The sequence below is a fragment of the Rathayibacter sp. AY1C4 genome (assembly GCF_002932195.1).
Taxonomy (GTDB): Bacteria; Actinomycetota; Actinomycetes; order Actinomycetales; family Microbacteriaceae; genus Rathayibacter.
This window is the reverse complement of sequence record NZ_PSWE01000008.1, coordinates 45,666-68,542: the sequence shown is the minus strand read 5'-3', so window position 1 is coordinate 68,542 and position 22,877 is coordinate 45,666. Positions and strand designations below refer to the sequence as shown.

Sequence of the window (22,877 nt, the reverse complement as noted above, 5' to 3'; positions counted from 1 at the left end):
CGGGCGACCCTTCTGCAGGCCCGAGTCGTCTCGGGCGCTGGTGAGTCCGCGTCAGACCGGGCCGGCCCGCACTGCTCGGTCTCGGGCGAGCCGAGGGAGCAGTCGGACGAGGACGACCATGCCGACGAGTTCCACGAGGGTCTGCGTGACGACGACGACGGGCGCGAGCGACAGCGGTGCCGGGAGCGCGAGTGCGAGGGGCAGCACGACGAGCGAGTTGCGGGTCGCGCCGCTGAACACGAGGGCGCGCGTCGCGGTCACGTCGAGTCGGAAGACGCGTCCAGCACCCAGCCCCAGAGCGGTCATGACCACGAGGAATCCCGCGTAGAGCGGGACGAGGACGAGAAGCCGGCCGGCCGAGGCGCCCACGGCGCCGGCCTGGGAGGCGACGACGGTGAAGAGCGTGGCCGTCATGAGCGGCACCATGAGCCCGAGCATCGTGGACTCGACGATCCGGCCGGACACGTGTCGGCGCGCGAGTGCCTGCACCAGCCCGGCCGCGGACAAGGGCACCACGATCAGCAGCAGGAACGCCCGCGCGAACGGACCGGCGTCGACCACCGCCACCCCCGCAGGACCGATGAAGAGCAGCAGATACACGGGGAGGAGGAGGATCTGCGCGAGCATCAGCAGCGGTGCGGCGGCGAGCAGTCGGTCGGACGCCCCTCCGGCGAGCCCGGCGAACACGATCACGTAGTCGATGCACGGCGTCAGGAGCACCAGGAGGACCCCGAACAGCAGCACCGGAGTGTCGGCGACGAATCGGGACAGCCCGTAGGCGACGAGCGGCACGACGACGAAGTTCAGCACCCCGACCGCGGCGAGGAAGCGGCCGTCGCGCAGAGACCGTCCGATCGCGGCGAACGGGACCCCGAGGAACGTGGCGAACAGCAGCAGCGCGAGCACCGGTTCGATCGCGACCTCGAGGTGGTGCGCGGCGGGCAGCAGCAGTCCGAGAGCGGCGCCGGCGGCGATCGCGGCGAGGTAGAGCGGGATCTGGCGGTGCTCGAGCCAGGCGACGAGCGCTCTCACGACAGCAGGTCGGCGAGAAGGAGAGGCACGGGTGCAACGGTAGAGGTCCGAACCGCTTGAGGGTCGCTGCTCTGCCGCTCGTCGCGGCGGAGGGGCTTCTCCCTCGACCCCGCCCCGGTGAACGGTCCGGGCCGAGACCTTGGACGATGCGGCCCAGCCAGGATCCGCTCCCGCACGGTCCTCCCCGTGAGACGCGCCCAGGACGAGACGCCGTCGACAGCTCTTTCCTGCGTCACTCGACGGTCCTCATAAGCTTTCGCAACTTCTGGTGCAGAGGTGTCGGAAAGATACGAACGCATCATGTCGCATCAGGCGCGAAAGGCTCGAAGAGCTCAGAGGTATTGAGGCCTCGGCCAGTTAATGCTTTAATCCACATCGAACCGGTTCGATGATCTATGCAGCACTGGGCGGACAGGTTCGACCAATCGCTCGATCAATGGAGATACAGCAGATGAACAGATCCATCGCTCTACGCGAGACGCCTCCCACGGATGCCGACCGGCGACAGCGCCGTAGGATCCGCGGGCGTCGTGTCCTCGCAGCAGTCGTCTCAGCGGCGGTCGTCGCAGCGGGGAGCGTCCTCGCCGTGGGCGCTCCCGCGGAAGCGGCACCCGGAGCCGCAGCCACGCTCGTCGTGGAGGCCGACCAGCCCTTCCGTCCCGTCACTCACATGGCCAGCGGGTCCCTGTACGGACTGGCGAGCGCCGGCGTCCCGTCCCTCGACAAGATCCTCCCCATCAAGCCGCACACCTTCGTGCAGAAGCCCGAGGGGGGCACCCAGCAGCCGACCGGTGACGCCCTGTCGGTCGCAGACACCGCGAAGTCGGCCGGTGCGGGCGTCGTCGTCCGCCTGGTGGACTACCTGCCCGGCTGGCCCTATCGATACGACAAGGCCTCCTGGCTCCCGGCCGTCGAGAAGATGGTCCAGGACACCCAGGCGTCCGGCAAGACGAATATCGTCGCCTATGCCATCTGGAACGAGCCCGATATCACCTGGCAGGCGTCGAACGGCTCCTTCTTCGATCTCTGGACCGAGACCTACCGTCTGATCCGCACCCTCGACCCCGAGATGCCGATCCAGGGCCCCGCCTACTCCGACAACATCACGAACATGCGCGCGTTCTACGAGCACGCGAAGGCGACCGACACCCTCCCGGACGTCCTCGAGTGGCACGAGCTGATCCGCTCCTCGAAGATCAAGGGCGACGTCGAGAAGGTCCGGGCCATCCTCGACGACCTCGACCTCCCCGAGCCGCCCATCGACATCACCGAGTACGCGGCACCCGCCGAGGTCGGCCTGTCCGGCCCGCTGGTCGGCTACATCGCGAAGCTCGAGCGCTACGGGATCACCCGCGCCGAGCTCCCGTTCTGGAACCAGTCGGGCGCCCTGGGCGACCTCCTCACCGGACGGAACGGCGACCCCAACGGCGCGTACTGGCTCTACACCTGGTACGCCCAGATGAGCGGCCAGATGGTGACCACCACGCCGCCGTCGAACGAGAGCCCGCTCGACGGCGCCGCCTCCGTCAGCGACGAGGGCGACGAAGTGCGCGTCATCGCCGGCGGCAACACCGGAGCCACGTCCATCAAGGTCAACGGGCTCGACGAGCTGTCGCTCGGCTCGAAGGTCGACGTCCAGGTGGACTTCACCCCCTCCTACGGCCGCACGGTGAAGACCGACGGCCCGGTCACCATCTCGAACACGACCTACGAGGTCGCCAGCGACGGATCGATCACGGTGCCCATCGTGATGAACCCGACCTACGGCTACCAGGTGATCGTCACCCCGGAGAAGAGCCCGACCAGCCTGGCGGGCGACTACACCGTGGACAACGCGAACTCCGGTCTGCAGCTCGCCACGCAGGGCGGCGCGACCGCGAACGGGACGCCGGTCGTCCAGGCCGACTCCGCGACCTCGACCGGACAAGCGTGGAGGATCACGGCAGCGGGCCAGGGCCTCTACCGCGTCATCCACACGCCCAGCGGACGCGCCCTGACCATCGCCGGCGCCGCGACGTCCAACGGAGCAGCCGCGGTGATCGCCGACGCGAACGGCGGAGACGAGCAGCTCTGGCAGCTCATCCCCGACGGGAAGGGGAAGGTCCGCCTCGCGAACTACGCGACGGGCAAGACGCTCGGGGTCCTCAACCTGAGCAAGGACGCGGGCGCTGCGGTCATCCAGTGGTCCGACGGCGCACCGACCTCCAACTGCCAGGTCAGCGGAGCCCGCCAGCCGGGCAGGTTCGGCACGGCACTGGACTTCTGCAAGACGGCGTCGTACGGGTCGCTCCCCAGCGGAATCGTCAGCGGACTCACCGGCGACTGGTCGGTCTCGACCTGGATCAAGCCGGCGTCGCTGACGAACTACTCCCGCGTCTTCGACTTCGGCACGGGCCAGAACGTCAACATGTTCCTCACCCTCAACGCCGGGGGCGCCGGACCGCGGTTCGCCATCACGAACACCGGCGCCGGGGGCGAGCAGCGACTGACCTACGGCGGTCAGAACTTCCCGCTCAACCAGTGGTCGAACGTGGTCGTCACCGTCTCGGGCACGCAGGGCACGATGTACCTCAACGGCACGGTCGTCGCCACGAACCCGAACATGACGGTGAAGCCGTCGGCTCTCGGGAACACCAACCGGAACTACCTGGGCAAGTCGCAGTACGGGGACCCGGCCTACGACGGCGCGATCGACGACTTCGCCGTCTACGACCGGGCGCTGTCCGCGGCCGACGTGGCCGCTCTGGCCGGCGGCCGGGCGGCGGCGGGCACCGTCGCGCAGTACGCGTTCGACGAGGCGTCCGGAGCCGCGCTCCAGGACTCCTCGGGGAACAACCGGAACGGGACCATCGTGCTCGGAACCGACGGAGCCACCACCAGCACCGCGACCGACGCCCAGACCGCCGACCGGTTCTGGACGCTCACGCCGGTCGCCGTCGCCGACACGACCAAGCCGGCGGTCACGCTGGTGTCGCCCACCACGGCGGGCCCCTTCTCCGCACTGGCCGTCCAGGTCGACGCGACGGACGACCGCGGACTGAAGCGCATCGTGGCCAACATCTACAAGGACGGCAAGCTCGTCACGAGCACGCAGTCCCCGGTCGCCGGTGGAGCGAGGACCGGATCGCACTCGGCCACGGTGCAGCTGCCCGACGGGAACTACACCGTCAAGTACAACGCGGAGGATCTCGCGGGCAACATCGCGCCCACGAAGACCTTCGCGGTGACGCTGGACAGCACGGCGCCGACGGCCACGGTCAAGACCGAGCCCTCCTTCACCACCGGTGAGAAGGGCGTCTACGACCAGGTGAGCTTCAAGCTGTACGACGCGGGCAGGATCGACAGGGCGGTCATCAACGGTCGCGTGAAGGATCTCACCGACAACGCGTGGTCCGACGTGAACTTCATCAAGCCGGGCGTCTTCGGCGCGGTCAAGGGTGCCAACACCATGGTCGTCCACGACGTCGCCGGGAACACCACCACCGTCCAGTTCACCCTGAACTGACCCGGACCTCGAGGCGCCCCGTCTCCGTACGGGGCGCCTCGAGCGTGTGCGGGGCATGCCACGGCAGGCTGGGCGCAGCTGGGGCGCCCCCCACCCGGACCGGCAGCGGCCCCTGGATGCAGGAGCATGAGGTGCGACCGCCGCGTGCTCTCCTGCACCTGAGCGGAGAGCCGGCAGCAGTCCGACCGGTCCTCGCCGTCCGACAGCCTCCGAGGAGAACGACAGTGGCCACCATCGCAGACGTCGCCCGCGAAGCGGGCGTCTCCCGCAGCACCGCGTCCTACGCGTTCTCGGGCAACCGCCCGATCTCGGCCGAAGTGCGCCGACGAGTGCTCGCTGCGGCTCGTCGCCTGGAGTTCACGCCCAACGCGGGCGCGCGATCGCTGGCGACCTCGCAGACCCGGGTCATCGGCCTGCTGGCGCAGTTCCTCGAGGACGAGTTCGCCCCCGCGATGCTGCAGTACACCCTCGGCGTCTCGAACATGGCCCGCGAGCTCGGATACGACATCCTGCTGGTCACCGACGCCGACGGCACGAGCGCCCTGCGACGCATCAGCGACTCCCGCATGGTCGACGGGATCGTCCTGCTCAACGTCGCCGTGGACGATCCGCGGCTGGACATCCTGCGCAACGCCCGGCAGCCGGGCGCCCTCGTCGGCCTGCCGAGGGACTGCTCCGGCGTCGACGTCTTCGACCTCGACTTCGAGGAGACCGGTCGCGCGATGATCGAGCACTTCCACGCCCTCGGGCATCGGGAGCTCGTGCTCGTGTCCCCGCCCCAGCACGTCGTCGATCGCGGCGGCGCCTACGTCTGGCGCCTGCAGGACGCCGCTCTCGAGGCCGCCGACGCCCACGGCATCCGACTGCACACGTCGTTCGCGCCCTCCACCCAGCCGGACGTCGGCCGGGCGCTCGGAGACCTGCTCGACGCGCACCCTCGGGCGACGGGCCTGCTCGTCAACAACGAGGCGGCCGCAGCGGCACTTCCGAGCGTTCTGGGAGCACGGAGCACGAGGAGCCCGGAGGACGTCTCCGTGCTCGGCCGGTTCTCGGAGGAGTTCGCGCGCACCTTCTCGCTCCCCTACTCCTTCGTGGAGAGCGCACCCGACCGGCTCGGGAGCATGGCGGTGCGTCAGCTCGTCCGCCGGATCGAAGGCGCGACCGACACCGAGGAGGCGTACGTCGTGCGCCTCCTCGGCCCTGAGATCGTCGAACGCGGCAGCACGGCGCCTCCGCGTCCGGCTCCCGCGGCCTGAGCGGACGACCTCGCCCGGGAGGGCCCTCCATCCACCCGGGACCACGACCACGAGGGCACGACGGTCGCCTTCGCCGCCGCTGCTGCCGTGACGACAGCCGCCGGAATCACCCGCCGCCAGAAGATCGCCGAATGATCGGCTGTCGGCACGGTCGTCCGGTTCGTAGTGTCGGACGTATGGATCCGCGACCGCTTCCCGCCGTCGGCGCCCCGGCCACGCGTGCGCTCGAGGACGCGGGCGTGCACGATCTGGACGACGTGAGGCGGGTGGGCCTCGACCGTCTCGGAACCCTCCACGGAGTCGGGCCGAAGGCGCTCCGGCTCCTCCAGCAGGCCCTCGACGCGGACGATCCCGCTCCGTAGCGATCCCTTCCCTGCACGGTCGCCTCGACCCAGAATGGTCGGAGGCTCGGCGCGCCGGTTCCCGGGGGCGATCCGACCGCGGAGGCGGCCGCCGGGGGAACGGTGGTCGGATGGACCAGGAGGCGCGATGAAGGTCATGCTCGTGATGCGGTCCGACGGCAGCTACGCCGGGGGAGATGCCCCCGAGGACTACGCGGCCTGGGCGGACTACGACGCGTCGCTGAAGGCGGACGGCGTCCTCGTCGACTCCGGACGCTTCGCCGACGCCTCCGGGGACGTCTCCGTCGAGACGGATCTGACCGTGGCGCGAAGAGAAGGCGGCACTCCGGCCCCTTCCCGAGCGGAGGAGCGGTCCGCCCTCGTCGGCTACTACCTGCTCGACTGCCCGACCCGGGACGACGCCGTGCGGTACGCCCGACGCGCCCCCCTCTACGGCTCGGTCGAGGTGCACGAGCAGGCGCAGTACTGAGCCGCGGTCGCCGGTCGGGCGGCTGTCCCCGTCACCGCCGAGCGGGACCGACCGCTTCACCCGAGGGATGCGAATCGGGCGTCCGGGATCGGGGCGGCGGGAGGGAAGTGGTGTACCGTCATCGCCTGACCGATTCTCATCGGAGTGGTCGACCCGTCTCACCGGCGGTGTCGATCCGGGGCTGAAAACCTCCGGCGTCCTCGAAGCCCGGAGGTCCTCCCATGTCAGTGTCCTCACGAAGCACCACCGTCGACGGTGACGCGTCCCCCTTCGTCGTCGTGGTCAGCGCAGAAGCGCAGCCGAGCGGCGCGGCGTCGGAACGGTCCGATCCGGCCACCTCGCCGGCAGCGCTCGCACGTCCGAGGACGGGGTACGGCGGAGCGATCCGGCTGGCGCAGGGCCGCGTGCTCGGCCCGCCCTCCTCCCCCGGCACCGAGCTCCTCTTAGGGCTGCTCTTCTGGCGCAGCCGCCGCGACGCCGAGGATTTCGCGGCGGAACTGAGCCGCACTGAATCGTCGTGGGTCGTGGACGAGGGGATCTACCGGTTCACCACCTCGGCGACGGCGAGCCCGGACGACGCGACTCCCGTCGATCCGGTGCGCGCTGCCCCGACGGCGGCCCACGAGATCATCCGACTGGCGCCCGTCGCGGGCAAGCAGGCATGGATGGCCGAGTACAACGAGAGCGAGACGCGCGGTCACATCAGAACGCTCGAGGGGTTCGTCTCGACGAGCTTCTTCCGCGACCTCCGGAGCGATCGGATCATCGAGTACGTGCAGTGGCGCTCGGCCGACGACCTGACAGCGGCGTTCGGGGACGAGCGCTTCGCCGAGCACTTGAGCGTGAACAGCCATTACTCCGACGGCGAGGCCTTCCTCTTCGGAGAACGGTCGACCGATGCGGCACCCGCCGATGAACCGCCCGACGGCTCGTCCACCCCCTCCGGGACCGACGGTCCTGCCGCCGCTCAGCGCCCCGAGGCCCGACCGTGACTCGACTCGAGACCGTTCACGAGATCCTCGGGCCCTGGTCGTTGGCCACCACCCAGCGGTTCTGGGAGGGCTTCACCCCGAACCGGCTCGCGTCGCAGCCGCAGGCCGCGGGCATCCGCTCCGCCCTCCTCTGCGATGCCGACTGGCAGCGAGTGGACGTCGTGGTCACCCAGGACGGGCCGTCCGCCCGCATCGTGGTCGAGGGCCCGGGCGACCTGGACGCCGCGACCGAGCAGGTCCGTCGGCTGCTGTCCATCGACATCGACGGGCGCAGCTGGCCCGACGTCGCGGCGCGCGACGAGGTCATCGCGGACGTGCAGGCTCGGCTCCCCGGGTTCCGGCCGTGCGGCTTCTTCTCGCCCTACGAGGCGGCGGTCTGGACGGTCCTGTCGCGTCGGCTGCAGATCCGGCAGGCGGCGGCGGTCAGGACGCGTCTCGCGCAGCAGCTCGGTGATGACGGAGCCTTCCCGTCCCCGGCCGTCCTGCGTGCGGCGTCCCTCGACCTGCCCGACCGCAAGGCGGAGTACCTGCAGGCGATCGCCGAGGCCGCCCTCGACGGACAGCTCTCCGGCTCCCACCTGCGCTCGCTCCAGCCGGCCGAGGCCTTCGTCCAGGTGCAGAGCATCCTGGGGATGGGGCCGTTCTCGGCCGAGCTCGTCGTGATCCGCGGCGCGAACTTCCCCGACGTCCTGCCGCGTAACGAGGGCAGGCTGAGCGACGAAGTCGCGAAGCGCTACGGCGACGACCGGTCGATCGACGAGATCTCCGAGACGTGGACGCCGTTCCGCTCCTGGGCGGCGGTGCACCTGCGCGCGCTCGCGGAGTAGACGGGCGACTCCCAGGGGCGGCCCACCGTCAGGACGGCTCCTCCCGCAGGCGCCCCGCGGCGGCCGCTGCCGCGGAGATCTCTCCGCAGTGAGTCCGGCGACGGACGCCACCCCGAAGGCCCGGGCGGATGATGGTCGGGTGAACCGCACCGATCGTCTGTACGGGCTCGTCGAGGAGCTGCGGGCGGTCTCGCCCCGGCCGCGGAGCGCGCGCCGTCTCGCCGAGCGGTTCGAGGTGTCGGTGCGGACCATCGAGCGGGACCTGTCCGCGCTGCAGCAGGCGGGTCTGCCGATCTGGGCGGAGCCCGGCCGCACGGGCGGCTACGTCATCGACGCGTCCGCGACCCTCGGGCCGGCCGGATTCACGGTGGAGGAGGCCGTCGCCGTGCTGATCGGCCTCAGCGCGCTGCAGCGCAGTCCGTTCCGGCAGGCAGCCAGGACCGCTGCCCGGAAGACGCTCGCGGTCCTGCCGGACGACGTGGCTGCCCGCGCCGGCGCGGTCGCATCCCGGGTGCACTTCCTCGAGAGCGAGGAGGAGGCGGTCGTCCCGGCGGAGTTCGCGACGGCCCTCCGAGCGGATCGTGTCGTCCGGCTGCGCTACCGCGACAGCAGCGGCGCGGAGTCGGTCCGCGACGTCGAACCGCTCGGCTCGATCGGGAAGGAGGAGCACTGGTACCTGATCGCGTGGTGCCGGCTGCGGGAGGGGGTCAGGGCGTTCCGCGGCGACCGGATGCTGTCGGTCGAGGTGACCGACGAGCGGCCTCCGCAGCGCACCCTGCGAGCCGAGGACCTCGCGCTCCAGTACGGACGGCTGCGGTCCGTCGTCGACGACTGACCCGCTCCGGGGACGGCCGCCGCGGACCTCGCGGAGTCCCGGACGATCTTCGGAAACACCGACAGGACGGTGTCGCGACGACCGGCGAGCCTGGTGCCATCACCTCATCCCGGCCCTGAAGGAGCCCCGTGTCGTTCACCTCCCTCCGCATCGTCACCGACGACCTCGACGGCCTCGTCGCCTTCTACGAGCAGGTCGTCGGCCGACCGGCCGAGCGCCCGGCGCCGGTCTTCGCGCAGTTCACGGGAGCGGGTGCGACCCTCGCGATCGCCCGCACCTCGACGGTCGCGATGCTCGACGGCGCCGTCGTCCCCGCGTCGAACCGCTCCGTCCTGCTCGAGTTCGAGGTGGCCGACGTCGACCGCGCCTTCGCCGAGCTCGCACCCCGGAGCGAGGACGTGGTGCTCCCGCCGAGCACCATGCCGTGGGGCAACCGCTCCGCCCTCGTCCGCGACCCGGACGGGAACGTCGTCAATCTGTTCAGCCGGCCCGCCGACTGATCGGGCGCACTCCGTCGGTCCGAGCACGCCCATGCCTGGCCGGTGGGACCCGACGGGGATCGCGGAGACCACCGGGGATCCTCTCTCGCGACGCGATCCTCCCGAGCGGGCGTGGCGTCGGGCCGAGCGCGATCGGTCTGCGGTTCGCAGGCGGGAGCACGGCGACTCCGTCCAGCGTGACGTCCCGACCGCACTCCGACCGGCGAGACGGCCACCCGCCGCCGGTGTCCTCGGCGGTACCCTCGCGGCATGACCTTCGTGAACGTCGGCACCCTCGGGGCCGTCCCCGGCAGACGCGACGAGCTCGTCGCCGTCCTCACCGAGCACAACGACGACCTCGTCGACGCCGGCTGCCTGCTCTACGAGGTCGGGGTCGACGACGAGCAGCCCGACACCGTCTTCGTCGTCGAGCTGTGGGAGAGCGCCGAGGCGCATCAGGCCTCCCTCGCCCTCCCCCGGGTCCAGGCCGCGATCGCGACGGCACGCCCGCTGCTCAGCGGCGCCTTCGGCGGCTACCGCTTCGACGCAGCAGGCTCTCCCCTCCGAAGCTGACTCGCACCGAAAACGGGCGGGTCGACGGTACAAGCCGACCTGGAGGGAGCGGGCCGTCCGTCAACGGAAGACCTCTTCCTCTCCCGCCACCTCGACACCTCGAAGCGGAGCACCGTGATCAGCACGTTCCTCGTCGACCACGCCGCGCTCGTCCCGATCGCCTTCTGGATCGCGGTCGCGGTGGTCACGGCGATCGCCTGGCTGCTGCACCGGCGCGGCGCGGAAAGGTCTCTTCTCGTCCTCGCCGCGCTCGCCTTCGTCGTGGGGATCGCGCTGACCGTGTATCCGCCCGACGGGACGCCGCGGGTCTTCTGCACCGTGCAGTTGTCGGTGCCGTTCGACGGCATCGACACCCTCGCGAACATCGCGCTCCTGCTCCCCGGGGCCCTGCTGCTCGCGGTCGCGGTCGGCCGGCCCCTGCTCGTCGCCGCCGCCGTCTCCGGCCTGTCCGCCCTGATCGAGGTGGTCCAGGCGTGCGTTCCGGCGATCGGCCGCTCCTGCGACACGAACGACTGGTTCATGAACACCATCGGCGCACTCCTCGCCGCGTTCCTCGCGGCCCTGATCCTCAGAGGGGAGAAGCGGCGCGGGCGTCGGCGAATGGTCCGCTGACACCGCCTGTCACGTCGCCCTGCTCTCGGCCGGGTGTCTCGGCGGCCGACATCAGCACGGGTCCGTCGATCCACGTCCCTGTGACGCGGACCTGCTCAGAGGACGGCCGACGCCACGGGTGCCGTCTCGGCGACGCCGAGGACGACCGGGCGTCACCGGGTGCCGCGGTCGCGTCTGTCGACCGCCCCAGGAGCTGTCAAGTCTCTCCCCCGTCGGCCTCGGCGCTGCGCACGCTGGGGGCATGAAGCACCTCCTCTTCGCGAACAAGACGATCCTCGTGGGAGACGACGCGGCGGACGCTCTGGTCGAGTACGGCGTCGCCCTCGCCGCGAGCAGCACGGCGGACCGCGTGGAGTACACCGGCATCGGCGCCGACGGCGGCACCGTGCAGGCGGTGTTCCTGCTCAACGCCGGCGCCGCCCTGGTCGCCGAGACCACTCCCTCCGATCTCCCCGAGCCGGACAACACGGCCGAGGTCGCCCGCATCCGCGAACGCACCAGGGCGCTCACGGGAGTGTTCCCCGTGCAGCCGAGCGAGGACGACATCACCTTCGACGTCGAGCTCGAGCACGAGCACGGCTTCGGACACTGACCGGCCCGCCCATGCCCTCCCTCCACGCCCCCTGGCCGACGCTCTGACCGGGGACACGGACGACGCCGAGGTCCGTCGCTGGGCGGCGTCCCGCGCCCCGCTCACGCCGGGGACGATCGCCGTGCTGCAGGCCGTCGGCTTCATCAGCGCAGCGCAGCGGGTCCCCGCCGACACGGCCCTCGCTCTCCTGCTGACGGCTGCGGAGGACGACCGGCGCGATCCGCCCGACGTGGCTCGCGATGTCCTCGCGCGCCGCCATCCCCTGGCCGATCCCGGTGACGATCGCGGCGCGTCGGTGACCCCGTGATCACCGCCCTTTCGGAGCCGTGGTCGGTCCGCCGCCGGGGGCGCTGTCTCCCGAGTCCGCGACGTCGTGAAGCGCACCGCGCGCCGCCCGCCCCGCCCGCTGTATGCGCGCCCGCACCAGCCGCTGCAGCAGCGCGGGGTAGAGCTGGACGGCGATCGTCGACCCGAGCAGCCAGGCCGCGCCGCCCGTCGCACCCGTGACCGTCGCGGCGAGGGCGAGCGCGACTCCGACGGCCGTGCACGCGAGGTGCACCGCCTCGGAGCGGCGGGTGTGCTGATCGAGAGCGGTCAGTCCCGCGCGCGTGCCGTCGAAGCCGCGCTCGCGGGTGACGAGGCGGTTCCACCCGACGACGTCGAGCAGCCGGCCGAAGACGCCGACCCCGAGCGCTCGCAGCAGCGCCGGCTCGCGGCGACCCACGTCGAACCAGGACTGCTCGAGCGGACGCGTGCGCGCACCGAAGGTCAGGGCCGCCCAGCTGGTGAGGACCATCTGCGCGACCGCGGCGAAGACCGGATGCGAGGGTCCGATCGCGGTCCAGGCGGCGGCGAGGAGGGCTGCCGCGACGGCGGTGAGGACGAGGGTCCGGACCACTCCCGCTCCCTCCTGCCCGTGCTGCGGTGTCGGACCCGACCACCGGCGCACGCCTCCCATGATGACCGCTGCCGGGCAGTCGCCGTCAGGCCGGTACCGAGAGGGTCGCCGTGAAGACCGGCCCCCGGCGGGCCGGGTGAACGACGTCGAGACGGTGACGGTCCCGCCTGCCCGGGCGAGGATCGCCCGGGTGATCGCGAGGCCCAGACCGGCACCGCCGTCGTCAGGGGCTCACGCCGGGCTGGGTCGACCCGCGCCTCACCAGGTCCGTAGGCAGGGTGATGGCAGCCGGGCGCTCCCCCTCGATCGCCTGCAGGAGGAGGCGGACCATCTCCGCGCTGATCCGCTCGAAGGGCTGCCGCATGGTCGTCAGCGGCGGGTCCGTCGTGAGGGCGACGGCCGAATCGTCGAATCCGCCGACGGCGACGTCCTCCGGCACACGCTTGCCGAGCCGGGCGAGTGCGTCGATAGCGCCTGCTGCCATGCGGTCGTTGGCGGCGAAGACGGCGTCGATGTCGGGATGCGCGGCGAGAAGCGCCTCCATCGCAGTGGCCCCACCGGCCCGTCCGTAGTCGCCGAACTCCACCGCCTCCGCACCGCCCACCTCCGCGCGGTAGCCCGCGAGCCGCGCGATCCCTCCCGTAGTGTCGGGCGGTCCGGCGATCGTGGCGATGCGCGAGCGTCCGAGGCTCCGCAGATGAGCGACCATCTCCCGCGCTCCCTCCTCGTCGTCGGCGGCGACGTAGCCCATGCGCTTCTCGTAGCCGACCGGCACGCCGCAGGCGATGGCCGGCACTGAGGATCTCTGGATGTCCGTGAGCAGCCGTGCGCCGACGTGGGCGGAGATGAGCAGGACCCCGTCGACGTGGCCCGCGTCGATGTAGGCGAGGGCTCGCCTCTGCTCGTGCTCCGTCCCCGCGAGGATGAGGACGAGGGCGACGTCGTGCTCCGCGAGTGCGGCTGAGGCGCCTCGGAGCAGAGTGGCGAAGTTCGGATCCTCGAAGAGCGAGCGCGCGTCCTCCGTGAGGAGGAAGGCCACCGTGTCGGTGCGGCTGCGGGACAGGCTCCGGGCGTGGGGATTGGCGCGGTAGCCGGTCCTCGTGATCGCCGCCTCCACTCGCGCGTGCGCTTCGGGGCTGACCCATCTTCCGCCGTTCAGCACGCGCGAGACCGTCCCGCGCGAGACACCGGCCTCGACAGCGACGTCCTGAATCGTGGGGCGTGAGGGCGTCCCGCCTCTTCCGCGCGAAGGCATCCGCGTCACTTCACCGCCCCGGCCGCCAGGTCGACCCGCCAGAACCGCTGCAGGACGAGGAACATCGCGATCAGCGGCAGGATCGAGAGGAGTGCCCCGGTGATGACCAGCGTGTAGAGCGCCGGCGCGGAGGCGCCCTGGTTGAGCAGCCCGTTCAGGCCGACCGTGAGCGGGAAGAGCGAGTCGTCGCCGAGCATGATGTACGGCAGCATGAAGTTGTTCCAGATCGCGACGAACTGGAAGAGGAAGATCGTCACCAGCCCCGGCAGGAGCATCGGAACGGCGATCCGGGTGAAGATCCCCATCTCCCGGGCGCCGTCGGTCCGGGCGGCCTCGATGACCTCCGTCGGCACGGCGGCCGCGGCGTAGATCCGCGCGAGGTAGATGCCGTAGGGGCTGATGATCTGCGGCAGCAGCACTCCCCAGAACGAGTTGGTCAGCCCCACCTCGGCCAGCAGGAAGTACTGAGGGATCGCGAGGATCACGCCGGGGACGAGGACGCCCATCAGCAGGACGGCGAAGACGCCCTTCCTGCCGGGGAAGTCGAACTTCGCGAGCACGTATCCCGACAGTGCCGATACCCAGGTAGAGACCACTGCACCGACGCCCGCGTAGAGCGCGGTGTTCAGCATCCAGCGCCAGAACAGACCTCCCCGGTACTGCGCGAGAGCGACCACGTTGTCGATCAGATGCGAGCCGGGCGCGAGCGTGAAGGTGGAGAAGAGCTCGCCGCCGCTCTTCGTGGACGCCGTCACCACCCACAGCACGGGGAAGAGGCAGTAGACGGCGCCGATCAGCAGGATCGTCGTCGCGATCCAGCCCGGACGTCCGCGATCGGGGTCGCGGCGTGCGGTCCTGGACCGTGTCCGCCCGACGGTGCGGGCGGGGGGCCGCTGAAGGATGCCGGGCACGGATCAGTCCTCCTGTCCGAAGGCTCGCTTCTGCACGACCCGGAGGAAGAGGAAGGAGACGGCGAAACTGGCGAGCGCGATCACGACGGAGGTCGCGGCGGCGGAGTGGATGTCGTCGCGGGTGAACGCGTCCCGGTAGACGAGCATCAGCGGGGACCAGGAGGTCGAGAGGCTGTTGGTCAGCGGTCGCAGCGTCGTCGGCTCGGCGAACACCTGCAGAGTTGCGACCATCGAGAAGAGCGCCGTCATCACCAGAGCGGGGGTGACGATCGGGATCTTGATGCGCAGCGCGATCTGCAGATCGCTCGCCCCGTCGATCCGTGCCGCCTCGTAGACGTCGGAGGGAATGGCCTGGAGGGCGGTGTGGATGACGATCATGTTGAATCCGACGCCGCCCCAGAGCGCGATGTTCGCGATCCCGAAGACGACGGCGCCGGAGGACAGGATGTCGGGGGCTTCCCCGCCCAGCCGCTCAATCACGTACGCGAAAGGCGAGACGGCCGGCAGGTAGAGGAATCCCCAGAGCAGCGAGGAGATGACGGCCGGTACGGCGTAAGGCAGGAAGATCGAGACCCTCGAGAACGAGACCGCACGGGCCCGCCTCGCGTCGAGGAGGAGAGCGAAGAGGAGCGCGAGACCGAGCATGCACGGGATGAGGACGAGCCCGTAGAGGAGCACCCGTCCGACGCTGGCCCCGAACTCCGGATCGCTGAGCGACCCGAGGTAGTTCTCGATGCCGGCGAAGACCTGCTTCCGGCCGCCGGAACCCAGGCCGAGCCCAACGGCCTGCTTCTTCTGGAAGCTGAGCATGACGGTGTAGAGGATCGGCGCGGCCATGAAGGCGGCGAAGAGCACGATCGCCGGTGCGAGCATCGCATAGGGAGCGAGTACTCGGGCGCGGAAGCCGGTGCCGAGTCGCCCTCTCCTCGGCGGCGCGGTCGGGAGAGTCAGGGGTGGGGGAGCCATGCCGAGTCCTTCGGAACGAGAGCGGTCGGGAAGCGGCGCCGGATCCTCGCCGCCGGGAGGCGCGCGGCCCGATGGTGGACGCGGGCCGCGCACCGGTCACTCCACGGAGAAGCCGCTCTTCACGAGGTCGTCGGAGGTGATCCGCTGCATCTCGGCCACGGCGTCGACGAAGGCGGACCGCGTCCTCGCGGCGGCGGCCTTCGCGAACTCGTCGTTGTACGCGCTGAAGGCGACGTTCACGTTCGGCCCGTAGGTGAACGGAGCGACCGACTCGGAGGCGGCGGCGGCGATGTCGGAGAAGTCCCCCTGGGTGCTGAAGAAGTCGGGCGGGCTGCTGAGCGCTGCTCTCGCCGCCTCGGTCGCCGCCGGGTAGACGCCCGCGACCTCGGCGAGTGCCGCGACCGCCACCGGATCCGTGTTCAGCCAGGTCGCGAACTCGGCAGCGGCCGCGGTCTTCTTCGTCTGACTGGTGACTGCCGTGGTGCTTCCTCCCCAGTTCCCGCTGGAGGGGTTCGCGGCGTCCCACTGCGGCAGAGCTGCGGCGATCCACGCGCCTTTCGTGTCGGGGGCGTTGCCGCTGAGCACGCCGGGTGCCCAGACGGCGCTGATCCAGCCGACCTGCGAACCGTCGTTCAACCCTGCGTTCCACTCCGGCGTGTACATCGGCGTGTTGCCGATCGCCCCGGATTCGACGAGCTCTCCCCAGTAGGCCGCGACCTTCTCGGTCGGTCCGGCGTCGATGTCGACGCCCCAGCTCCGGTCGTCCGTCGACCACCAGGAGGCTCCGGCCTGCTGCGCGAGGCCGGCGAACCAGCCCGCGTCGTTGGAGGAGAAGGTGCCCAGGTGTCGGGCCGGGTCGGAGGCGTGGACGGCCTCCGCGGCCGCGGCGTACTCCTCCCACGTCGTCGGGACGCCGAGGCCGAGGCTCTCGAGGATGTCCGCGCGATAGTAGGCCATCATCGGCCCCGAGTCCTGGGGGATCGCGTAGACGGCGTCACCTCCGAGCGTGACGGCCGACCAGGTGCCGTCGGAGAAGCTGCCCTCCAGATCGCCGGCGCCTTCGTCGGAGATGTCGGCCAGAGCATCCGCCGCGACGAGGGTGGGGATCTTCTGGTACTCGGCCTGAACCAGATCGGGGGCTCCGCTGCCCGCCTTGACGGCGGTGAGCAGCTTGGTGATGGCGGGGTCGCCGCCGTCCTGCTTGCTGACGGTGACCTGGATCTCCGGGTGGTCCTCGTTCCAGATGTCGACGACCTGATCGAGGTTCGGCGCCCAGGCCCAATACGTCAGCTCGACAGTGCCCGAGGCTCCGTCGTCGAAGCCGGTGGAGCAACCGGTGAGCAGGAGCGCTCCGGTGACAGCGGCGGCGCCGAGGGAGCGGATCCTGCGGAACGGGATGTGCATTCGTCCTCCTTGAAGAAGCTGGTTCGTCGATCCCCGGCGCCTCCGCTCGGGAGGAGGACGGCGGCGTGCCCTGTGAGCGGTTACAGTTAGCCATACGTGTATGGTCCTGTCAACAGTGGCGCAGCCACCCGCACCAGGGCACGACACTGGGACCGCGCACAGCCGAAGGAGACAGCTCGCATGACCACCGCTACCGGCGACACCCCCTCCGCCTTCCGCTACCGGCTCCCCGGAGCCGACGGGCGTCCGCTCCCCCGGGCTCCGTGGATCCCGGGGCGGCCGGGGCTGCGTTACGGAGGCGACTACAACCCCGAGCAGTGGCCGCGGGAGGTCTGGGCGGAGGACGTCGCCCTGATGCGCGAGGCGGGCGTCGACCTCGTCAGCGTCGGGATCTTCTCCTGGGCACTGCTCGAGCCGCAGGAGGGCCGGTACGACTTCGGGTTCCTCGACGAGCTGCTCGATCTGCTGCACGGCGCCGGGATCGATGTCGACCTCGCGACCCCGACGACCGTCCCGCCCGCCTGGTTCTGGAAGGCGTACCCGGACTCCCACCCTGTCACCCGGGAGGGCGTCACCCTGGGCCGGGGCTCGCGCGGCATGGTCAGCCCGAGCTCGCCCGAGTACCGGGCGGCGGCCGTCGCCGTCACGGAGCAGCTCGCGCAGCGCTACGCCGCGCATCCCGCGGTGGTCCTCTGGCACGTGCACAACGAGTACGGCGCTCCGGTCAGCGAGGACTACTCCGACTACTCTGTCGCGGCCTTCCGCGCCTGGCTGCAGGCGAAGTACGCGACGCTCGGCGCTCTGAACGCGGCGTGGGGCACGCTCTTCTGGGGCCAGGTGTACGGGGAGTGGGACGAGATCGACGCGCCACGGGTCGCGGCCACCGTCGTGAACCAGACGCAGCGGCTCGATTTCGCCCGCTTCACCTCGGACGCGCTCCTCGCCTGCTTCACGGCGGAGCGCGACGCGATCAAGCGCTACTCGGACAAGCCGGTCACCACGAACTTCATGGCCACCAACTGCCCCTCGATCGACTACTGGAGATGGAGCAGCGAGGTCGACCTGGTCTCGAACGACCACTACCTGGCCGCAGAGCGCCACGACAACCACGTGCTGCTGGCGATGGACGCCGACCTCACGCGATCTTTCGCCGGAGGGCGTCCGTGGATCCTCATGGAGCACTCGACGTCGGCGGTGAACTGGCAGCCGCGCAACATCGCGAAACGCCCCGGTGAGCTCGCACGCAACGCCGCGAGCCATCTCGCGCGCGGGGCCGACGCGGTCCTCTTCTTCCAGTTCCGGGCCTCCCGGTACGGAGCCGAGAAGTTCCACTCCGCGATGCTCCCCCACGCCGGGGCGCGGACGCGGGTCTGGAAGGAGGTCGTCGAGTTCGGCGCCGACCTCGACCGCCTCTCAGCGGTCCTCGGCTCCGTCGTCCGGACTCGCGTCGCGATCCTGTGGGACATCGAGTCCTTCTGGGCGCACGATCTGGAGTGGCGGCCCTCGGTCGAGCTCGATCACCGCGAGCGGATCGAGGCCTTCTACTCCGCGCTCTGGAAGCGCGGTGTCACGGTCGACTTCGCCCACCCCCACTCCGATCTCAGCGGCTACGGCCTCGTCCTCGCCCCCTCGCTCTACCTGATGGACCGGACGTCGTCCTCGAACGTGACCGAGTACGTCCGCGCCGGCGGCACGTTCGCCGCCTCCTACTTCTCAGGGATCGTCGACGAGAACGACGCCGTGCACGAGGGCGGCTTCCCCGGCGCCCTCCGCGAGGTCCTCGGCCTCTCGATCCCCGAGTTCCTGCCGCTCCGCGACGGCGAGGTCGTCGAGCTCGACTCCGGAGCGCGAGGAAGCGGCTGGACCGACGACATCGCCCTCGAGGGCGCGGTCGAGAGAGCGCGGTACGCCACCGGACCAGCTGCCGGAGGACCGGCGATCACCCGCAACGTGCTCGGCGACGGATCGGCCTGGTACCTCTCCACGCGGCTCCGGGGCGACGACCTCGCGGACTTCGTCGACACCCTGCTCACGGACGCCGGCATCACTCCACCCGCCGAGACAGTGGAAGGGCTCGAAGTCGTCGTCCGCCACGGTGACGTCGCGGACTTCACCTTCCTCATCAACCATGCCGAGACGGACGCGGCGGTCGCGAGCCCCGGCACGCTCGAGCTCATCACCGGCAGCACCGTGGACGGGACCGTGGTCGTTCCGGGGAAGGGCGTCCGGGTCGTGCGGCGGGACCACTGAGGATCGACCACCTGCTTCACTCCGAGGTCGAGACCTCGCGGGAACCGCGGGTGCCGCGAAGGTACTCGAAGGTGCGCAGGGATTCAAGGGGACGGCCGTCCGCAGCGAACAGGGCCTGGTTGTCCCAGGCCGATCCGCCGTGACTCCCGCCGACGTGGACCGGGTCGTAGCCCGCGGCGCGGCTCGTCGCCCATCCCGCGCCGAAGCGCTCCCAGAGCGACCGGTTCGCGGCGAGAGCCGATGGAGGACCGACGGGCAGCCAGGCCGGCTCCCAGTAGAAGACGCCGATGCCCGTCGATCCGACATCGCGCACTGCTGCGACGACATCCCGGAGAGCCGTCGCCTGGCCCTGCACACTGATCGGGTACCGGCTCGAAGAGGGAGCAGTGGCGATGACGTTCGGATGCCCGTCGCCGTCCGTCAGGGTGTACGGCCACGAGGTCTCGGCGACCATCACCTTCTTGCCGTAGGTCCGTGAGACCTGGGCCAGCACCTCGGTGAGGTTCGCGGTCGAGCCGTGCCAGTACGGATAGTAGGAGCTCGCGAAGACGTCGTAGTCGACTCCGAAGCGGTGGAGCCCCGCGGCGATCGCCGAGTACCGCCCGACGGATTCCGGGTTCGTGAAGTGCAGAGCGACAAGAGCATGCGGCAGCACTTCCCGCACGGCGGAAGCACCCGCTGCGAAGAGCGCTGCGAGGGAGGCGTCCATCGATGTGGCGTCGCGGGAGTAGCCGGCCATCCCGGTGTTCGTCTCGTTTCCGACCTGAACGACGCGCACGTCGACGCCGGCGTCCTCGAACCTCCGCAGCGCGCTGACCGTGAAGCCTCGCACGGCTGCTGCCGTCGCCTCCGGCGTCGAGCCGGCCCACGACTTCGGAGCCAGCTGACGACCGGGGTCCGCCCAGAAGTCGGAGTAGTGGAAGTCGACCAGCACTCCCAGTCCAGCAGCCGTGGCGCGTCTGCCGACCTCGACGGCTCGCCCGACGTCGACGTTCCCGCCGCCGTAGCCTCGGCCGCGGTCATCGAACGGATCGTTCCACACCCTGACCCGGACCGCCGTGACGCCCGCATCAGCGAGGACGGCGAAGAGATCCGCCGGAGAGCCGCTCCTCTCGCGGAAGACGACCCCGCTCTCCTCGAGGGAGAGGACGGAGGAGACGTCGACACCGCTGAGGAATCCCGTGGACATGCCGTCGACGCGGCTCACGACGACCGGGACACTCGTCGAGGCGGCAGGAGCGACTGGGGCCGGTGCGACCGTCCCGACGGTCAGGCAGGCGATCACAGCGGTGATCGAGAGGTGGAACGTTCTGCTTCGTCGCATGGTCAACCCTTCCGAGCGGTCCGTCACGGAGGAGGAGCCCCGCCGCCGCGGTCACGATCGCCGACCATAGGTTCGAGCGGCCGAGGGAACAACAGCCTTCTCCGTACAGGCGCGGTTTCCACCAGAACTGGCGCGGACGCGGAGCCGTGACGACCCTTCCCAAAGGGCTTCACGACGATGAGCCGCTCCCCGCTCGCGCGCCGCAGTCTCACCCGGGCGCCCCGCACCGGGCATCCGCCGCCTTCTCGACGGCGCTTCCTTGACACCGCCGCCGGCCGGTCATCATCATGCAGTCACGACCGGCGGCGGCGTGCCACCGGCGACCCGACAGGAACGGTGCACCGATGCCCACCACGATCTTCGTCAACCTGGCCGTCGCCGATCTCGCCCGGGCGAGAGCCTTCTACGAATCGCTCGGCTACTCGATCGACGAGGGCTTCAGCGACGAGAACGCCGTCAGCGTGGTGATCAGCGACACGATCACCGCGATGCTGCTCACGCGGGAGTTCTTCGCGGAGTTCACCAGCAAGCCGATCATCGACGCCACCACCTCGACCGAGGTGCAGCTCGCCCTCAGCGCCGACAGCAGGGAGGAGGTCGACACGCTCCACGGGAAGGCCCTCGCCGCGGGGGCGACCCCGGCCGGCGAGCAGGACCACGGATTCATGTACTCCAAGAGCTTCGACGACCTCGACGGCCACCACTGGGACTTCGTCTGGATGGACCCGGCGGCGGCAGCGGGCGGCGCACCGGAGCTGTCCGTCGAGGAGATCCGAGCGAACACGACGCACAGCTGAGGCACGACCCGTGGACGCCGAGCGGTCGACGTCCACGACCCGCGCAGTCACACTCCGTCACGATCCGGCGCGCACTCCCCTCGGCCTGACAGGCTCCCGGCATCCGCCTTCCGGGCGTCTGGACAGGAGCACACCGTGACGATCACTGCACCGGCGACCACCGCGACCACTGCGGCGGCGAGCGCCGCGACCAGGGTCTCCGCGCCCGCACCCCGTGCCTCCGCGGCGGCCGGCTTCACCACGCGCCAGGTGCACGCCGGTGCCGCGCCCGACGGCGCCCACGGAGCGCGCGTCACGCCCGTGCACCTCAGCGCCGGCTTCGTGTTCGACAGCTTCGAGCACGCTCGCGAGCGGTTCGCCGGCGAGGACGAGGGCTACCTCTACACCCGCAACGGGAACCCGACCACCGAGGAGGTCGAGCGTCGGCTCGCCGATCTCGAGGGCGGCGCCGAGGCGATCCTGGTGGCGAGCGGCCAGGCGGCCACCGCCTCCGCTCTCCTGGGGATCCTGCAGGCCGGCGACCGGGTGCTCTCCTCGCGCCGCCTCTACGAGGGCAACCGCGGGCTGCTGGTGCAGAACTTCGGGCGGCTCGGGATCGGCGTGGACTTCGTCGACGACGCGTCGGACCTCGGCGAGTGGGAGCGGCGGATCGGGCCCGACACCCGGGTCCTCTTCGGCGAGCCGATCCCCAACCCGAAGAACGATCTGCTGGACCTCCCGGCGCTGGCCGCGATCGCGCACCGGCACGGGCTGCCGCTCGTGGTCGACAACACGCTCGCGACCCCGTACCTCCTCCGCCCGATCGAGCACGGTGCCGACGTGGTCGTGCACTCGACCAGCAAGTTCCTCGCCGGGCACGGCTCCGCCCTCGGCGGCGTGATCGTCGACGCCGGCACGTTCGACTGGGCGGCGCGCCCCGCGCTCTTCCCGCACCTCAACCAGGAGGAGCGGTCGTTCGGCGGCCGCAGCTGGACCGAGCAGCACGGCCGGCGCGCCCTCGTCTCGTACACGCGGGACATCGTGGTCTCCCGCCTCGGACCGACGCCGTCACCGCTGAACTCCTTCCTGCTGCGGCAGGGCGTCGAGACGCTGTCGCTCCGGGTCGAGCGGCACTCGGCGAACGCCCTCGCCGTCGCCCGCTTCCTCGAGGGGCGGCCCGAGGTCGTGTCGGTCGACTACTCCGGCCTGGAGTCGAGCCCGTCGTTCGCCCTCGCGCAGCGCCTGCTCCCCCGCGGGCAGGGCTCCGTCTTCTCCTTCACCGTGGCCGGAGGGGAGGCGGGCGCGGCCGCCTTCATCGACGCCGTCGAGCTGTTCAGCCACATGACCCACCTCGGCGACGTGCGCTCGCTGGTGCTGCATCCCGCGTCGACCACCCACGCCGGACGCACCCCCGCCGAGCGCGCCGCCGCCGGGATCCACCCCGGGCTCCTCCGGCTGTCGATCGGGATCGAGGACGTCGACGACCTCCTCCGCGACCTCGAACGCGGGCTCGCCGCGGTGCGCGCACGCGCCCTCCCCGCGCTCGCGGAGGTGTGAGC

General features: G+C 70.9%; 22 protein-coding genes. 15 read left to right on the top strand and 7 right to left on the bottom strand.

Going from position 1 to position 22,877, the window contains the following annotated elements:
- Nucleotides 1-51 precede the first annotated feature (51 nt).
- A complete protein-coding gene (locus C5C99_RS05860; RefSeq protein ID WP_104339770.1) occupies nucleotides 52-1,032 on the bottom strand; it encodes an arsenic resistance protein in 981 nt (326 codons plus the stop codon).
- A gap of 670 nt (nucleotides 1,033-1,702) precedes the next feature.
- Here C5C99_RS05860 and C5C99_RS05855 point away from each other — a divergent pair.
- From C5C99_RS05855 to C5C99_RS05795, 12 genes are all read left to right on the top strand, one after another.
- The gene (locus C5C99_RS05855; RefSeq protein WP_219813607.1) at nucleotides 1,703-4,537 is read left to right on the top strand and encodes a LamG-like jellyroll fold domain-containing protein; all 2,835 of its coding nucleotides are present in this window, start codon (nucleotides 1,703-1,705) and stop codon (nucleotides 4,535-4,537) included.
- A gap of 224 nt (nucleotides 4,538-4,761) precedes the next feature.
- Complete coding sequence (locus tag C5C99_RS05850) at nucleotides 4,762-5,793, top strand: LacI family DNA-binding transcriptional regulator (protein WP_104226529.1); 1,032 nt, start codon at nucleotides 4,762-4,764, stop codon at nucleotides 5,791-5,793.
- A gap of 176 nt (nucleotides 5,794-5,969) precedes the next feature.
- The gene (locus C5C99_RS05845) at nucleotides 5,970-6,155 is read left to right on the top strand and encodes a DNA-binding protein (protein ID WP_104339768.1); all 186 of its coding nucleotides are present in this window, start codon (nucleotides 5,970-5,972) and stop codon (nucleotides 6,153-6,155) included.
- Nucleotides 6,156-6,282: 127 nt separating this feature from the next.
- Nucleotides 6,283-6,624, top strand: a complete 342-nt coding sequence (locus C5C99_RS05840) for a YciI family protein (protein WP_181074554.1) — start codon at nucleotides 6,283-6,285, stop codon at nucleotides 6,622-6,624.
- A gap of 227 nt (nucleotides 6,625-6,851) precedes the next feature.
- Nucleotides 6,852-7,616 carry a hypothetical protein gene (locus tag C5C99_RS17060; protein ID WP_181074553.1) on the top strand — a complete coding sequence of 255 codons (765 nt, stop codon included), beginning with the start codon at nucleotides 6,852-6,854 and terminating at the stop codon, nucleotides 7,614-7,616.
- Nucleotides 7,613-8,443, top strand: coding sequence for a DNA-3-methyladenine glycosylase (locus tag C5C99_RS05825; RefSeq protein WP_104324382.1), 831 nt, complete (start codon nucleotides 7,613-7,615; stop codon nucleotides 8,441-8,443). Before C5C99_RS17060 ends, C5C99_RS05825 begins: the two co-directional genes overlap by 4 nt.
- Nucleotides 8,444-8,582: 139 nt before the next feature.
- Complete coding sequence (locus C5C99_RS05820) at nucleotides 8,583-9,278, top strand: YafY family protein (protein ID WP_104262256.1); 696 nt, start codon at nucleotides 8,583-8,585, stop codon at nucleotides 9,276-9,278.
- 128 nt (nucleotides 9,279-9,406) lie between these two features.
- Nucleotides 9,407-9,778: a VOC family protein gene (locus C5C99_RS05815; protein WP_104339765.1), complete on the top strand. Its 372-nt coding sequence runs from the start codon at nucleotides 9,407-9,409 to the stop codon at nucleotides 9,776-9,778.
- A 249-nt stretch (nucleotides 9,779-10,027) separates the two neighbouring features.
- Nucleotides 10,028-10,330, top strand: a complete 303-nt coding sequence (locus tag C5C99_RS05810; RefSeq protein ID WP_104339764.1) for a putative quinol monooxygenase — start codon at nucleotides 10,028-10,030, stop codon at nucleotides 10,328-10,330.
- Between the two features lie 114 nt (nucleotides 10,331-10,444).
- The gene (locus tag C5C99_RS05805) at nucleotides 10,445-10,942 is read left to right on the top strand and encodes a VanZ family protein (RefSeq protein ID WP_181074552.1); all 498 of its coding nucleotides are present in this window, start codon (nucleotides 10,445-10,447) and stop codon (nucleotides 10,940-10,942) included.
- A gap of 241 nt (nucleotides 10,943-11,183) precedes the next feature.
- The gene (locus C5C99_RS05800; protein ID WP_104262253.1) at nucleotides 11,184-11,534 is read left to right on the top strand and encodes a hypothetical protein; all 351 of its coding nucleotides are present in this window, start codon (nucleotides 11,184-11,186) and stop codon (nucleotides 11,532-11,534) included.
- Nucleotides 11,535-11,655: 121 nt separating this feature from the next.
- Entirely contained in the window at nucleotides 11,656-11,841 is a 186-nt protein-coding gene (locus C5C99_RS05795) for a hypothetical protein (protein ID WP_104226536.1), read from the top strand.
- Here the strand turns inward: C5C99_RS05795 and C5C99_RS05790 are convergent, their stop codons facing one another.
- The 5 genes from C5C99_RS05790 to C5C99_RS05770 all read right to left on the bottom strand — a co-directional run bounded on the left by C5C99_RS05790 (nucleotide 11,842) and on the right by C5C99_RS05770 (nucleotide 16,968).
- Nucleotides 11,842-12,432 (bottom strand): hypothetical protein, encoded by a 591-nt coding sequence (locus tag C5C99_RS05790; protein ID WP_104339763.1) that lies wholly within the window; start codon nucleotides 12,430-12,432, stop codon nucleotides 11,842-11,844.
- Between the two features lie 223 nt (nucleotides 12,433-12,655).
- On the bottom strand, nucleotides 12,656-13,687 hold the full coding sequence (locus C5C99_RS05785) for a LacI family DNA-binding transcriptional regulator (RefSeq protein ID WP_104223277.1): 1,032 nt from the start codon (nucleotides 13,685-13,687) through the stop codon (nucleotides 12,656-12,658).
- A gap of 5 nt (nucleotides 13,688-13,692) precedes the next feature.
- On the bottom strand, nucleotides 13,693-14,502 hold the full coding sequence (locus C5C99_RS05780; protein ID WP_258063649.1) for a carbohydrate ABC transporter permease: 810 nt from the start codon (nucleotides 14,500-14,502) through the stop codon (nucleotides 13,693-13,695).
- Nucleotides 14,503-14,601: 99 nt separating this feature from the next.
- A complete protein-coding gene (locus C5C99_RS05775; RefSeq protein WP_104223278.1) occupies nucleotides 14,602-15,564 on the bottom strand; it encodes a carbohydrate ABC transporter permease in 963 nt (320 codons plus the stop codon).
- A gap of 96 nt (nucleotides 15,565-15,660) precedes the next feature.
- Nucleotides 15,661-16,968: an ABC transporter substrate-binding protein gene (locus tag C5C99_RS05770; RefSeq protein WP_104260788.1), complete on the bottom strand. Its 1,308-nt coding sequence runs from the start codon at nucleotides 16,966-16,968 to the stop codon at nucleotides 15,661-15,663.
- 180 nt (nucleotides 16,969-17,148) lie between these two features.
- Between C5C99_RS05770 and C5C99_RS05765 the strand changes: the two genes are divergently transcribed.
- Entirely contained in the window at nucleotides 17,149-19,218 is a 2,070-nt protein-coding gene (locus C5C99_RS05765) for a beta-galactosidase (RefSeq protein ID WP_104262250.1), read from the top strand.
- A 16-nt stretch (nucleotides 19,219-19,234) separates the two neighbouring features.
- Here C5C99_RS05765 and C5C99_RS05760 read toward each other — a convergent pair whose 3' ends face one another.
- On the bottom strand, nucleotides 19,235-20,542 hold the full coding sequence (locus C5C99_RS05760) for a glycosyl hydrolase 53 family protein (protein ID WP_104223281.1): 1,308 nt from the start codon (nucleotides 20,540-20,542) through the stop codon (nucleotides 19,235-19,237).
- 344 nt (nucleotides 20,543-20,886) lie between these two features.
- Between C5C99_RS05760 and C5C99_RS05755 the strand changes: the two genes are divergently transcribed.
- Both C5C99_RS05755 and C5C99_RS05750 read left to right on the top strand, forming a co-directional pair.
- Nucleotides 20,887-21,339: a VOC family protein gene (locus C5C99_RS05755; RefSeq protein ID WP_104257611.1), complete on the top strand. Its 453-nt coding sequence runs from the start codon at nucleotides 20,887-20,889 to the stop codon at nucleotides 21,337-21,339.
- A gap of 249 nt (nucleotides 21,340-21,588) precedes the next feature.
- On the top strand, nucleotides 21,589-22,875 hold the full coding sequence (locus C5C99_RS05750; RefSeq protein ID WP_104339792.1) for an O-acetylhomoserine aminocarboxypropyltransferase/cysteine synthase family protein: 1,287 nt from the start codon (nucleotides 21,589-21,591) through the stop codon (nucleotides 22,873-22,875).
- Nucleotides 22,876-22,877 lie beyond the last annotated feature (2 nt).

What these genes read in the sequence shown, in the direction of transcription:
- C5C99_RS05855 (WP_219813607.1), top strand. Translation starts at nt 1,703, where the DNA reads ATGGCCAGCGGGTCCCTGTACGGACTGGCGAGCGCCGGCGTCCCGTCC.
- C5C99_RS05845 (WP_104339768.1), top strand. Translation starts at nt 5,970, where the DNA reads ATGGATCCGCGACCGCTTCCCGCCGTCGGCGCCCCGGCCACGCGTGCG.
- C5C99_RS05840 (WP_181074554.1), top strand. Translation starts at nt 6,283, where the DNA reads ATGAAGGTCATGCTCGTGATGCGGTCCGACGGCAGCTACGCCGGGGGA.
- C5C99_RS05810 (WP_104339764.1), top strand. Translation starts at nt 10,028, where the DNA reads ATGACCTTCGTGAACGTCGGCACCCTCGGGGCCGTCCCCGGCAGACGC.
- C5C99_RS05800 (WP_104262253.1), top strand. Translation starts at nt 11,184, where the DNA reads ATGAAGCACCTCCTCTTCGCGAACAAGACGATCCTCGTGGGAGACGAC.
- C5C99_RS05785 (WP_104223277.1), bottom strand. Translation starts at nt 13,687, where the DNA reads ATGCCTTCGCGCGGAAGAGGCGGGACGCCCTCACGCCCCACGATTCAG.
- C5C99_RS05775 (WP_104223278.1), bottom strand. Translation starts at nt 15,564, where the DNA reads ATGGCTCCCCCACCCCTGACTCTCCCGACCGCGCCGCCGAGGAGAGGG.
- C5C99_RS05770 (WP_104260788.1), bottom strand. Translation starts at nt 16,968, where the DNA reads ATGCACATCCCGTTCCGCAGGATCCGCTCCCTCGGCGCCGCCGCTGTC.
- C5C99_RS05765 (WP_104262250.1), top strand. Translation starts at nt 17,149, where the DNA reads ATGACCACCGCTACCGGCGACACCCCCTCCGCCTTCCGCTACCGGCTC.
- C5C99_RS05760 (WP_104223281.1), bottom strand. Translation starts at nt 20,542, where the DNA reads ATGCGACGAAGCAGAACGTTCCACCTCTCGATCACCGCTGTGATCGCC.
- C5C99_RS05755 (WP_104257611.1), top strand. Translation starts at nt 20,887, where the DNA reads ATGCCCACCACGATCTTCGTCAACCTGGCCGTCGCCGATCTCGCCCGG.